Annotated in this window: 12 protein-coding genes; 3 read left to right on the top strand and 9 right to left on the bottom strand. The window is 61.0% G+C overall.

The window, feature by feature from the left end:
* Positions 1-22: 22 nt before the first annotated feature.
* The 7 genes from BX604_RS29965 to badH form a co-directional block, all read right to left on the bottom strand.
* Positions 23-1,210 carry an acyl-CoA dehydrogenase gene (locus BX604_RS29965; protein ID WP_098554450.1) on the bottom strand — a complete coding sequence of 396 codons (1,188 nt, stop codon included), beginning with the start codon at positions 1,208-1,210 and terminating at the stop codon, positions 23-25.
* 40 nt (positions 1,211-1,250) lie between these two features.
* Complete coding sequence (locus tag BX604_RS29960; protein ID WP_098554449.1) at positions 1,251-2,417, bottom strand: acyl-CoA dehydrogenase family protein; 1,167 nt, start codon at positions 2,415-2,417, stop codon at positions 1,251-1,253.
* Positions 2,418-2,454: 37 nt separating this feature from the next.
* Entirely contained in the window at positions 2,455-3,231 is a 777-nt protein-coding gene (locus BX604_RS29955) for an enoyl-CoA hydratase (protein ID WP_098554448.1), read from the bottom strand.
* Between the two features lie 49 nt (positions 3,232-3,280).
* Complete coding sequence (gene aliA / locus BX604_RS29950; protein WP_098554447.1) at positions 3,281-4,945, bottom strand: cyclohexanecarboxylate-CoA ligase; 1,665 nt, start codon at positions 4,943-4,945, stop codon at positions 3,281-3,283.
* Between the two features lie 39 nt (positions 4,946-4,984).
* On the bottom strand, positions 4,985-6,136 hold the full coding sequence (gene aliB, locus BX604_RS29945; protein ID WP_098554446.1) for a cyclohexanecarboxyl-CoA dehydrogenase: 1,152 nt from the start codon (positions 6,134-6,136) through the stop codon (positions 4,985-4,987).
* 75 nt (positions 6,137-6,211) lie between these two features.
* Positions 6,212-6,994, bottom strand: a complete 783-nt coding sequence (badI, locus tag BX604_RS29940) for a 2-ketocyclohexanecarboxyl-CoA hydrolase (protein ID WP_098554445.1) — start codon at positions 6,992-6,994, stop codon at positions 6,212-6,214.
* A 25-nt stretch (positions 6,995-7,019) separates the two neighbouring features.
* Positions 7,020-7,787 carry a 2-hydroxycyclohexanecarboxyl-CoA dehydrogenase gene (gene badH, locus BX604_RS29935; RefSeq protein ID WP_098555097.1) on the bottom strand — a complete coding sequence of 256 codons (768 nt, stop codon included), beginning with the start codon at positions 7,785-7,787 and terminating at the stop codon, positions 7,020-7,022.
* A 173-nt stretch (positions 7,788-7,960) separates the two neighbouring features.
* Here badH and BX604_RS29930 point away from each other — a divergent pair, with 173 nt between their 5' ends.
* From BX604_RS29930 to BX604_RS29925, 3 genes are all read left to right on the top strand, one after another.
* Complete coding sequence (locus BX604_RS29930) at positions 7,961-8,434, top strand: MarR family winged helix-turn-helix transcriptional regulator (protein WP_098554444.1); 474 nt, start codon at positions 7,961-7,963, stop codon at positions 8,432-8,434.
* A 797-nt stretch (positions 8,435-9,231) separates the two neighbouring features.
* Positions 9,232-9,603, top strand: coding sequence for a hypothetical protein (locus BX604_RS39170; RefSeq protein WP_179894914.1), 372 nt, complete (start codon positions 9,232-9,234; stop codon positions 9,601-9,603).
* Complete coding sequence (locus tag BX604_RS29925) at positions 9,545-10,522, top strand: PAS domain-containing protein (protein ID WP_098554443.1); 978 nt, start codon at positions 9,545-9,547, stop codon at positions 10,520-10,522. Before BX604_RS39170 ends, BX604_RS29925 begins: the two co-directional genes overlap by 59 nt.
* Before the next feature lie 426 nt (positions 10,523-10,948).
* On the opposite strand, the gene BX604_RS29920 is transcribed toward BX604_RS29925, so the two are convergent.
* Positions 10,949-11,770: a glycoside hydrolase family 75 protein gene (locus BX604_RS29920; protein ID WP_175801701.1), complete on the bottom strand. Its 822-nt coding sequence runs from the start codon at positions 11,768-11,770 to the stop codon at positions 10,949-10,951.
* A 191-nt stretch (positions 11,771-11,961) separates the two neighbouring features.
* Positions 11,962-13,137, bottom strand: coding sequence for a trypsin-like serine protease (locus BX604_RS29915; RefSeq protein ID WP_143748147.1), 1,176 nt, complete (start codon positions 13,135-13,137; stop codon positions 11,962-11,964).
* Positions 13,138-13,190 lie beyond the last annotated feature (53 nt).

The following is a 13,190-nucleotide window of genomic DNA, read 5'->3' as shown; positions in this document are numbered from 1 at the left end:
TGCAGCGGTCGCGCCAGCCCGCTCAGAACGCGGCAATGCCGGTGATCGCGCGGCCGAGAATGAGTGCGTGCACGTCATGGGTCCCTTCGTAGGTGTTCACGACCTCGAGGTTCACGAGATGACGCGCGATGCCGAACTCGTCGCTGATGCCGTTGCCGCCGAGCATGTCGCGCGCCGTGCGGGCGATATCCAGCGCCTTGCCGCAGTTGTTGCGCTTCATGATCGACGTGATCTCGACGGCCGCCGGACCTTCGTCCTTCATACGGCCCAGACGAAGACAGCCCTGCAGACCGAGCGCGATCTCGGACATCATGTCGGCCAGCTTCTTCTGGACCAGCTGGTTCGCCGCCAGTGGCTTGCCGAACTGAATACGATCCATCACGTACTGGCGTGCGCGCTGGAAGCAGTCTTCGGCGGCGCCCAGCGCGCCCCATGCGATCCCGTAGCGCGCGGAATTCAGACAGGTGAACGGCCCCTTCAGGCCCCTGACATCCGGGAACGCGTTTTCTTCCGGGCAGAACACCTCGTCCATCACGATCTCGCCGGTCACGCTCGCGCGCAACCCGACCTTGCCGTGAATGGCCGGCGCCGACAGCCCCTTCCAGCCTTTTTCCAGCACGAAGCCGCGAATCAGGCCTTCGTCATCCTTGGCCCACACGACGAATACGTCTGCGATGGGGCTGTTGGTGATCCACATCTTCGCGCCCGTCAGCGAATAGCCGCCTGCCACCTTCTTCGCGCGCGTGATCATGCCGCCCGGATCCGAACCGTGGTTTGGCTCCGTCAGGCCGAAGCAACCGATCAACTTGCCGCGTGCGAGCCCGGGCAGATATTTCTGCTTCGTCGCTTCGTTGCCGAATGCGTGGATCGGCACCATCACGAGCGAGCTCTGCACGCTCATCATCGACCGGTAGCCGGAGTCGACCATTTCGACTTCGCGTGCCACCAGGCCATAGCAGACGTAGTTCAGGCCCGCGCCGCCATAGGTCTCGGGGATCGTCGAACCCAGCAAGCCGAGCGCGCCCATTTCCCGAAAAATCGCCGGATCGGTCTGCTCGTGGCGAAACGCGTGCAATACGCGCGGCGCAAGCTGCTCCTGACAATACGCCCGCGCGGCATCGCGTACCTGCCGCTCGTCTTCGTCGAGCTGCTGATCGAGCAACAACGGATCACTCCACTGAAACGCAGGATGCTGGGTGGCTGAATTCATGATGATTTTCCAATCGACTTGCGGAACAGGAAGGGAATCGTCAGTCGGCACGCATCAGTGCACGACCGATGATGAGCTGCTGGATCTGTGTCGTGCCTTCATACAGACGCAGCAAACGCACGTCGCGGTACAGGCGCTCGACCTTGTATTCGGCGATATAGCCGGCACCGCCGTGAATCTGAACGCCACGATCCGCCACGCGGCCCACCATCTCGCTGCAAAACAGCTTCGCGCACGACGCGCGCATGCTGACGTCCGGATCGCTCTGACCCGACGGTTTCAGGTCGTAGCGTTGCGCACAGTCCTGCACCATCGACCAGCCCGCATACAGTTCGGCCTGACTGTCGGCCAGCATCGCCTGAATCAGCTGGAAATCGCCGATGCGCTGTCCGAACTGCCTGCGATCGCGCGCATACCCGACGGACTCGTTCAGCACCCGCTGCGCGACGCCACACGCGAGTGCCGACAGATGCAGACGCCCGCGGTCGAGCACCTTCATCGCCGTCTTGAAGCCCATGCCCGGCGTACCGCCGATGATGTTGCCGGCCGGCACCCGTACGTCCTCCAGAATGACGTCGCAGGTCTTGGTCCCGCGCTGCCCCATTTTCCGGTCCGGCTTGCCCAGGCTGATGCCGGCCAGGTCCGACGGCACGACGAACGCCGAGATACCATTCGCCCCTTCGTCACCGGTGCGCGCCATCAACGTGAAGGCGCCGGCGCGTGGCGCGTTGGTGATGAAGCGCTTGGAACCATTGAGGACGTAGCAGTCGCCGTCCTTGTCGAATTCGGCGCGGGTCCGGAGCGCCGCTGCGTCCGAGCCGGCATCAGGTTCCGTCAATGCAAACGACATGATCAATTCCCCGCTCGCGACACGCGGCAGAATCTCGCGCCGTTGTGCTTCGGTACCGTCCATCAGGATCCCTTGCGAGCCGATCCCGACGTTGGTGCCGAACACCGAGCGGAACGCCAGTGCGGTCTGACCCAACTCGTAAGCCACCGCGCATTCCTGCGCCATCGACAGGCCGATGCCGCAGTATTCCTCCGGAATCGACAGACCGAACAGCCCCATCCGCTTCATGTCTTCGACGATATCGACCGGCACGTCGTCGAGCGCTTCGACGAGATCCTCCGCCGGCACCAGCCGTTCGGCAATGAAGCGCTGGACCGATGCCAGCAGCAAATCGAACGACTCTTTATCGAGCGCCATTTAAGTTCTCCTGTATATCGTTCTCGCCGATTTCGGTTCAGCGATGCCCGAAGACCGGTTTGCGCTTGTCGAGAAATGCCCTCATCCCTTCCCGGGCATCCTGACTGGCGAATCGCGCATGCAATTGCCGGCGCTCGAACAGCACGCCTTCCGACAACGCACTTTCGTACGCGCGGTTGATCGACTCCTTGATCGCCATCAACGCCGGCGACGAGTAGCCGGCAATCGTCGTCGCAAGCGCGATGCTTTCGTCTCGCAACGCATCGGCCGCGACGATGCGCGACACGAGGCCGCTGCGCTCCGCTTCGGCCGCGCTCATCAGGCGTCCGCTCAGGCACATGTCCATCGCCTTGGCCTTGCCGATCGCACGCGGCAGGCGCTGCGTGCCGCCCGCGCCCGGCAGGAGTGCCAACCTGATTTCCGGCAAGCCGAACCTGGCATCGTCGGCCGCGATCACGATGTCGCATGCCAGTGCCAACTCGCAGCCGCCACCGAGCGCCACGCCGGCCACGGATGCGATGACCGGCTTGCGCACCCGGCGGATGGTCTCCCAATTGCGGGTAATGAAATCGCCGCGGTACACATCCATGTAGTCCCAGTCCGCCATCGCGGCAATGTCGGCGCCCGCGGCGAAAGCCTGTGCGTTACCTGTCACGACGATTGCGCCGATGTCGTCGTCGCCGTCGAAAAGCAGCAACGCGTCGCCCAGCGCATCCATCAGAGCATCGTTCAGTGCATTCATCTGCCTCGGCCGGTTCAGCGAGATGATGCCGACCCGCCTGACGGTTTCGGTCACAACCAGTTGGTCTTCCATGGCTTACGTATCCTGTTCCGTTGCGATCGGTGCCGTGCGCGACACCGCGTCAGTTCGATGTCCCGGCTTCCCGCAGCGCGTCGCGCAGCCTGAATTTCTGGATCTTTCCGGCCGGCGTGACGGGCATCGCGTCCAGCACCAGCAAGCGCTCGGGGATGTAGTGCATCGCGACCTTGTGCGATTTCAGGAAATCGACGATGCCCGGCAGGTCGACGTACTCGCCTTCCCGCGGCACGACCACGGCGCAGGCCCGCTCGCCGAGACGTTCGTCCGGATAGGCCACGATCGCCGCCGCCGCAATCGCCGGATGGCGGTACAGCAGCGCCTCGATTTCGACCACCGGAATGTTCTCGCCACCGCGGATGATCACGTCCTTGCTGCGCCCGTCGATGCGGATGTAGCCGCGGGCGTCGACGTGCGCGAGATCGCCCGTCTCGAACCAGCCATCGGCGTCGGTTGCATTGAGTTCCGGGCGGCGCAGATAGCCGGCGAAATTCGAACAGGAGCGCGCCATGAGTCGACCTACCGTATCGGCAGGCAGTTGCACATCGTTCTCGTCGACGATCCGCACTTCTACGCCCGGCAGCGGACGGCCATCGGTCGATATCGACCGTTCGTCTTCGTCGTCGAGCCCGGTCAGCGTGATGGCCCCCGTCTCGGTCATCCCCCAGGCCGACACGATCTTCACGTCGAGCGCCTTGCGCGCGCGTTCGACCAACGGGCCCGGGATCGGCGCACCGGCACACAGGAACGTGCGCAGCGTCGGCACCGTTTCGCCGGTCTCGTTCGCCGTATTGGCGAGGTCGGTCAGGAATACCGTCGATGCCATCATGAAGGTCGCACGCTCGGCGCGAATGACTTCGAGCGCCGTCTTCGGTTGCCATACGTCCTGCAGGACAGCCGTCGCATGCAACACGATCGGCATCATCAGCCCGTACATGAAGCCCGTTTGATGTGCCATTGGCGAAGCCATCATCACGACGTCGCTGCCACCGAGTCGCATCGCTTCGGCATACGGAACGATATTGGACAGCAACGTGTTCGCCGTATGCATGACGCCCTTCGGCTCGCCCGTCGTGCCGGACGTATAGAGCAACTGCGTGACGTCGTCGGCCCCGGGCCGATGGCGGCCCAGGATCGTTCCGGCGTCGGACTCCTGCTCCCACCGGGGACCGGAGAGCAAGGCTTCGAAGCTGTTCGCGCCCGGCTGCCCGTCGGTCTCGCCGCCCGCCACCACCACGTGCTGCAGGTGCGGCAGATCGCCTTTCAGGCCAAGCATCATCCGTTCGAAATCGAAGCCGCGAAACCGCTTCGGCACGATCATGACCTTGCTGCAGCTGTGGTTCAGCATGAACGACAGCTCACGCTCGCGGAAGATGTGCATCAACGGATTCATGACCGCACCGATGCGCGAACAGGCCAGATACGTCAGCGTGAACTGCCACCAGTTCGGCAGCTGCACGGACACGACATCGTTACGGCCGACGCCGAGGCGCGTGAGCCCGACCGCAATCCGGTCCGCCAGCGTCGCCATTTCGCGGTAGGTGAAGCGGGTCGTCGCGCCGTCCTCGACGGAAGTCGCGATGAGCGCGATCTTGTCCGGGCACGCGGCGACACATGCGTCAAGCGCGTCGTTGATGGTCCGGTCCCGCCACCATCCGCGGGCGATACTCGTCGATCGTCGCGGGGGGATCAGAACGGCGTCGAACTCCATGTCGTGTCTCCGAAATTGTCTGGTGCGTCGATACCGTGCTTATGCCGGCACGGCATCGCGTCCGGCCCGCGTGCGGGCGATGATCGTCTTCATGATCTGGGCCGTGCCGTCGCCGATCTGGAAACCCAGCACATCGCGCAGGCGCTGTTCCATCGGCCCGCGGTCGTAACCGCCATGGCCGAACGACAGAAGACACTGGTGCACCACGTCATAGGCCAACTTCGGCCCCCACCACTTGCACATCGCCGCCTCGGCCGTATGCGGCAGGTGTCGGTCCTTCAGCCAGAGCGTCTGCAGGCAGAGCAGGCGTGCGGCCGCCACCTGGGTCTCGAAATCGGCCAGCGGATGGGACACCCCCTGAAATGCCGCGAGCGGCTTGCCGAACGCTTCGCGCTGCGCGACGTATTCCCACGTCTCCTCGAGGCTGACCTTGGCGACGGCCAGCACCTGCAAGCCGATCAGCGCGCGCGAGAAATCGAAGCCCTGCATCACCTGCACGAAACCTTTTCCTTCTTCGCCCAGCAGGTGATCGGCGGGCACCCGCACGTTCTCGAAGAAGATCGACCCGCGGCCGATCGCGCGCTGACCGTGGCAATCGAAGCGGCTACGCGTGATCCCCGGCAGGTCCATCGGCACCAGCATCGCGGAAACCCCGCGCGCGCCGGCCTCGACCGTGCCCGTGCGGGCGAACACCACGGCCGCGTCCGCCTGATCGGCAGCCGAGATCGAGGTCTTTTCGCCGTTCAGCACGTAGTGGTCGCCGACCCGCTCCATGCGCAGACGCAGGTTCGCGGCATCCGAGCCGCCGCGCGGCTCCGTCAATGCGATCGCAAGCAGCGCGTTGCCCTGGGTCAATCGTTCCAGCCACGGCCTGGCGACTTCCGGCGCGGCGTGCTGCGCGAGAATCTGTCCGTTCAGCGACGCCAGGAGGTTGATGTACGACAGGCTCAGATCGGCCCGCGCGATCTCCTCGTGGATGACGCCCGCCGCAATGCAACCGAGCCCCTGGCCGCCGTACTGCTCGGGCAATTCCGGTGCGATGAACCCCATCTGCCCCATCTCGAGCATCAGCTCGCGATCGAGCACGCGGGAGCGGTCGCGCTCCAGAAAGCCTGGGGCGATGCGCCCTTCAGCAAAACGTCGCGCATGTTCGCCGAGCGCAACGAGGTCTTCATCGAGATAGGGATTCATGTCGTCTCCGGTGATCGGGCGAGCCCGCGCACGCCGCAACGTGCCGGCGCGGGCTGCGCTGTCAGGGCTGTGCGGTTATTTCGCGTACTTGCGGAACTCGGGCTTGCGCTTCTCCTGGAAGGCCTTGACGCCTTCGCGCGACTCTTCGGTATCGTAGTAGAGCTTCAGCGCATACATGCCCATCCCGGCGATGCCGGCCTGGTGTGCCGTGTCCATGTTGAACGAGCGCTTCGCGATCGCGAGCGCGGTCGGGCTCTTCTCCATGATCTCGTCGCACCACTTCTGCACTTCCGCGTCGAGCTGGTCGTGCGGCACGACCGCATTCACGAGGCCCATCGCGAGCGCCTCCGATGCCGGGTAGCGACGGCACAGGTACCAGATCTCGCGCGCCTTCTTCTCGCCGACCACGCGCGCCAGGAACGCCGTGCCGTAGCCCGGGTCGACCGACCCGACCTTCGGCCCCGCCTGCGCGAAAATCGCCTTCTCCGACGCGATCGTGAAATCGCAGATCGTGCACAGCACGTTGCCGCCGCCGACCGCGTAGCCCTGGACACGAGCGATCACCGGTTTCGGTACGTCACGGATCGCGTTGTGCAGCTCCTCCATCGGCAGGCCGATCGTTCCGCGACCGTCGTACTGCCCTTCGTGGGCCGACTGGTCACCGCCGGTGCAGAACGCCTTGTCGCCCGCGCCCGCGAGCACGATCACGCCGATCTCGCGCGAGTAGCCGGCCTTGTTGATCGCATGGATCAACTCGTCGCAGGTGCGCCCGCGAAATGCGTTCATCTTGTCGGGCCGGTTGATCGTGATCCATGCCGCGCCGTTTCGTACTTCGAACAGAATGTCTTCGTAGTTCATGATTGATTCCTTGCAGAAAGCGGGATCAGCCCGCCATGGTCAGGCCACCGGACACGCTCAATACCTGCCCCGTGATGAAGCCGGCGTCGCCGCTGGCGAAGAAGAGAATCGCGCCCGGCAGATCATCGGGCTGGCCGATCCGCCCGAGCGGAATCGAGCGCTGGAACGCCTCCATCAGTTTTTCCGGATTGCCCGCCCCTTCCTTGTATTCGGCAAACAGCGCCGTGTCGGTCGGGCCCGGGCAGACGACGTTCACCGTGATTCCATGACGCGCATGCTCGCGTGCGATCGTCTTGGAAAACGACACCAGTCCGCCTTTGCATGCCGCGTACACCGCCTCGCCGGACGAGCCGACACGCGCGGCATCGGATGCGATGTTGATGATTCGGCCACCCTTGCGCTGCGCCATGCCCGGCAGCACCGCGTGGTGCATGTGAAGCGCGCCCGTCAGGTTGATCGCGATCAGGCGCGCCCATTCGGCCGGCGCCGTCTTCGTGAACGGTTTGAATACGTCCCAGCCGGCGTTGTTGACCAGTACGTCGACAGGACCGAGTTCTGCCTCGGTTGCGGCCACCGCCCCGTCGACGTCATTGCGGTCAGTAATGTCGCAGCGGATGGCGCGGGCGATGCCGCCCGCCGCCTGAATCTCGTCCGCCACTTTTCCGGCCGCCTCGATCGATAGATCCAGCACGGCCACCCGCGCGCCTTCTGCCGCGAAGCGACGACACGTTGCACCACCGATACCGCCGCCGCCACCGGTCACGATGACCGTCTTGCCTTCGAGTCTTTGCACAATCGTCTCCATCAGTTGCAAGCGTTACCATTGCCCTTTTTCCCGCACCGTTTCAGGGACCCATATATGTCAATGTATTGACGTATACTAGGCGGGCACCGCTTCGGAAACAAGAACGACGACACTAGGAGAATCCCTTGGTAAAAGCGGAAAATACAGGCAAATACGCACGAATGGAGCTCGCGAACCGGCTATTCTTTCGCCTCTATCAATGCGCAAATATGTTGCATAAAACAGGGACACGGGCGGTCGAAGCCGAGGGACTGACGACACAGCAGTGGGCAGTCCTGGGCGCGCTGTCCCGATCGCAGGTCGAACAGGGGATGAGCGTGGGCGACCTGGCCCGCTACCTGATGGTGAGCCGACAGAATTTGTCTGGATTAATCAGCCGCATGGAACGTGACGGGCACGTGGTCGCCGTCGCCAGCAGCCAGGACCGGCGCTCGCGACTCATCACGATGACGCCGTCCGGTCGCGAGCTGTGGCTGCATCAGGTGACGCCGAAGATTCACGACTATTACGAGCATGTCCTGCAGGACTTTTCGACCGACGACGTCACGCATGCGCTGCATTACCTGCTGAAACTGCTCGAGAACATGAAGCAGTTGGATGAAGCGACGCGTCCAGGGAACGACGACGACGAGTGAGGTGCCGGCCCGGCCGGTGTTCTCGGCGAATGTCACGGACGGGAGGCCGGGCATGTGAGAGGGGCGGTGAGGACGTGTCGAGCGGCGCCTCGCCCCTCGTCGAAGACCGGATAGCGAATATCCGGCCCCATACCTGTTGCCGATCGCACTGCTTTCGTTGACAGCGGTGCGCTCTGCAGCCCCATAACCGGTCACAGTTCGCAGCATCTGGCGAACGCAAAACCGAGAGACGGATATGAGCTCGCCGGCATGCCCGCGGCAAGCAGTTCAGCAATGGCACCGAGATCGTGCCGAGGACGGTGCCGGTAAATTGAGCACATGTCCGCCTGCAATGCGCGGGGCTATAGCTTGCCCATCCGTTACTGACGGCCAGAGGCGCAATAACCAACACGCCCCCCTCCGGCACCCGCATAGAAAATATCAACCGGGGCTTTATTCTCGCGCCTATTATCAACCACAAGTCATCAATAGTTCGTCAATCACGGCATTTGTCTGATTATTATACGGACTCGTGATAAAGACACGTTCGATATAAACGCAAATTACTGCGCGCCACTTGACATTCCACCCAAATAGCCTGAATGTATTAACAATTCAGGCAACCCCTTCAATTTATTTACAGTCAAGTCGATCAGGATTATTTAATCTGCTTCTCAAAAGAACGATCACCCGCGCTCTAACCTCAGAATGCGAATACGAAGTGTTTCTCCATCCCACAAGTCGGACCGGTGCACAACGAAGGCAATACCTCGTATTTTCCGACATCCATCGATAAAATTTTCACGATCGAGCATCAAATGGAGAAGACACCCATGATTGCAGATACGATAAGTGACATCAAAAACATAGAAAACAACAAACCCAAAGACAAACCCGTTTCCGACCCGAAGGTGGTTTTGTCCACGATCTGCCTGCCGGCATGCATTATCGATGGCCGAGGCTATGTTGTTTCGCTGAATGATCCATGGCGGAAATTGATAAATCCGTCCATCGATCCGCAAAAAATACAACCCCTGGGCCGAGTTAATCAATCCTTCGGACAGATATCGCGCAGTCTCCAATTTCTGCGCAGCGCTGGTGAAGGGAACTTGCATTTCGTTCGAATGCAGATTGAACGGCAGCGACATCGACAGCAAACGCTGGTATATCGCAACCCTTCAGCCGACTAAAAACCTGGAGTGGCTGTGCATTTTCTTCGATATCGATGAATTAAAGACCCGGGAGATTTCCCTGGAGAGACGAGCATCCATTCAGAGCGACATGCTGGACATCAGCGTCGACTGCATCAAGCTGGTCGCGACCGATGGCATGTTGCTGCATATGAACAAGGCTGGCTGCCAGGCACTGGGTATTCCGGAAAATTCTGCTTTTGGCATGCCCTGGTTAGATTTGTTGCCTGCGGATATTCAACCTGCCGGCAGGGTTGCATTGAGTCTGGCAAAGGATGGGAAGTCCGGCCGATTCCCGGGACGCAGCGTAGATTCCAATGGTCGGGTCCAGCACTGGGATAATATGTTGACCCCTGTAATCGGTCCTGCCGGCCAGGTAACAACGATTCTCTGTATTTCACGGGAAGTGACCGGGGAACTCGAATCGCGAAATGAAAATCATCAACTTCGAGATCGGCTGGATATTGTGGCGCGGTTTGGCGATATTGGTTTTTTTGAATGCGATGTTCAAACAAAGCAGATCACCCTTGACGACCATTGCCACAAAATCCTGTCTCTCAACCCCACGGACGACTCCCGATCAATTGGTGACCTCGGCGCGCTTGTTCACCCCGAAGACATACAGCAAACGGTTTGCGTAACGTCGATCACCCAAGGGCCTTCGGTCTCCAGGCTGGAGTACTTCAGCGAGTTCAGAATCATCGGATCAGACGGCAAGATTCGAAAAATACGCTTGACCGCATACCTGACACGTAATCTGCAGGAATCAGACCGCGTTTTCGGAATGATCTCCGACATTACGGATAAGGCCCTCGACTCAATCGGCGAGAATGCAAATCCCGCGCCTAAATCGGGCACATTCACCAGGGCCTACCGTAGTTTAAGCGACTTTTTGCAGATCGAAGTGTCGAGTAACTGACCTTCAAGAAAAAATTGCAGCAAGATACCGGAATTGAAATTGCGGATGAATTTGGAGCTGTGTCGAATGGTGACGAGTGCCCCAGGAATTACTGTTTATGGTGTTCTCCAGGCACCATTCGACAAGCTCGCATGCACCGTCGATTTCCGTTGGAGCGCAAATCTCCACACCTGCGTATAGCTGTCTTGCGCATTGCCTGTATGTCGTCGAGTGAGCCAGTCGACGGATACAGTCGATCGCTTCCGCGAGTTCGTCGGTGACGGGGTCGTTCGCACCCGCCGTGGCGATCGACTGTGTCGTGGCGGCACGTTCGCCACGGGAGTCAACGTGGACGAACGTGTGACCGCGTCGGCGCAGGCGAGGTCGTCAGCGTTCGCTCGGCGATCGAACATGCGCGTCAATGACGACCTCGTCGAAACGCATACGCTATTTGCCGAGTCGCTCGTAGAGTGCCATCCCCTTCTGCGCAATGTCATCGGCAAGCGTGTCGGCTGACATATTCCTGCCCATTGAAGTGCCTGGAAAGACGATGTACTTCACACCCGCATCAATGGTCCTGGGGTCGCCACCCTGTGACAGTTTGCTCAACAGCGCGGTCGACCCCTCTCCAATCTTGTACGCCGGACCGTAGTCGGCAACGATGACGGGCACCACCTTTCCGTTCGCGATCACGACGCCGAGGTCGCCCAACGCGATGTTCGTCTTTTTCCCGAATGCCTTTCCATCCATGCCGCGGGGCCCAAATCCGGGTACAGCGATGTACGCAATTTTCGACGCGTCGATCGGCAGGCAGTATTTGCCGCTCGTCTTCTTCAACGCAGCCGGGCAAGGCTGATCGCGGGTAGGCTTGAGCATGAGAGACGTGCCACATTGATCGGTCTTTCCGGGTGTCGTGCATGCTCTTGGCGAGCCGTCGAGGTCATGTGCGAGTTTGGCCTCGAATAGAACCGCTTCAGGCGCATTCCCCGTAGCGCCAATCCTTTCCAGACGTTCGAGGCGGCTCGGGTCCGTCCTGCACGCGTACCAGATGGTCCTGCCGTTCTTCTTGATCGGCAACTTCACGTCGCCGAACTGATCGGTTTCGTCGCAACCACGAAACTTCGCACGATATTCTTCCGAGATCGCTTCTCCGCGCAACTCAGCCGCGCGAGCGGCTGCGCCCCCGAGCAATATTGCTATAGCCATCCCAGCCACTGCGTATCCATGCTTTTTACACAACATCGCTGATCTCCCCGATTTCGACAGCACGTAGAAATGCTCCAACCAACCGAGCGGCGATGACTTACCGTCAACGCGTTCGACAAAAAGTCGCGGCAACCGGTGCGGTGCCAATCCACTCCGGTATCCGGGCAATGCGGACTACGCGGCCCCGGTTAGCCGCGCTAAATCCGGATCCTTCCGTACTCGTATGCCTGCGATTTCCGAGCATTCGTCGCGATTCATTTGCAGGCTGCTGCAACCCGCGCGCAGATCCACTGAAGGCGATCACCGGAAAGGCGTGTCGCGTAACCTTCAGTCTTCAATGCGCAGACATTGTCGATCGACGCTCCCTCGACGAGCACGTAACGGGAGACGATGCCTACGACGCGGCGGTGTTCGATCTTTGCGCCGATTGCGCCCACTTGCGGCAACCACACGGGAGTACCGTTATCGATCTTCGCGTTCAGATAAACCGGGCTTCCCGAGTCGGCGGGACAAATTCCCGTAGACGTCGCGCCAGCCGCGTTCGCATCGACAGGCTCCAACCTCAGTACATCCGAATTCGCGGTCACGTTGCTCCAGCCGACATCTAGCGATGCGCCCGCTCCGACTGGCCGCGTATCCCTGTTGGCGCCGAAGCTCGCGATCGCCGCCTTAAATACAGGCGGCAATGTATCCGGACCCTTCAAAGTAGCGCGAGACTCGACATCGAGCGGTTGAGCAATATGTGCGAGCCCGATGTCGTATCTTGCGAGTTCGGTCGAGTTCCGGCCAAGATCCGATTGTCGATTTCGATACTCGTCCGGTATCTCGACTCGATCGACCACCGCTTCCCATTGCTTTCCGGCGCTCGCATGGCGATCCAGAACGGTTTGACTCAGACTTACCAGCAACTCATATTCGTTTTGCCATTTTTCGAGGCAATGTGCGGATGTCAGTACCCACGAACGATCCACCAGCACGCCACTGCAATTCGGCAACTCGTCGCCACCGAACAAATAGACGGCCTCCTGAAAACCGAGTGAGTCATATAGCGCGCCCAGCCTCGCCGTCGATACCGCCTTTGCAGCCAACTCACGAGCTGTCGCTATCCTGCGGGTGCCCTCACTTTCAAAAAATGCGCCCGGCACATCGGTTCCGGGAAGCGTCAACTCATCGTCGTGCAATCGCTTCATCAGCGCCGAAAACCGATCGTCAATCCCGGACTGCTTCGCCGGATCGAGCAGTGGCCCATTTGGGTCTTGAAAAAGCCGACGCCGTGTGGCCGGATTGGAGGGCGCCAATTCCGGCAAATCGAGCGTTGTGGTTCTGCCATCGGACACCGGATAGCCGAACGCCGGCGCGCTTTGATCGCCCTGGGCTGCGGCGCGGGCAGCATCGCAGGAAAACCACGGTGCCGCGATCGAAACGACCAAGCCGATGATGCATCCCGCGCGTCGATCGAGCGCGAAGCCCCTCTTGCGTGTTC

It is taken from the genome of Burkholderia sp. JKS000303, assembly GCF_002563755.1.
Classification (GTDB): Bacteria; Pseudomonadota; Gammaproteobacteria; order Burkholderiales; family Burkholderiaceae; genus Burkholderia; species Burkholderia anthina_B.
This window is presented reverse-complemented; position numbering and strand designations above follow the sequence as displayed.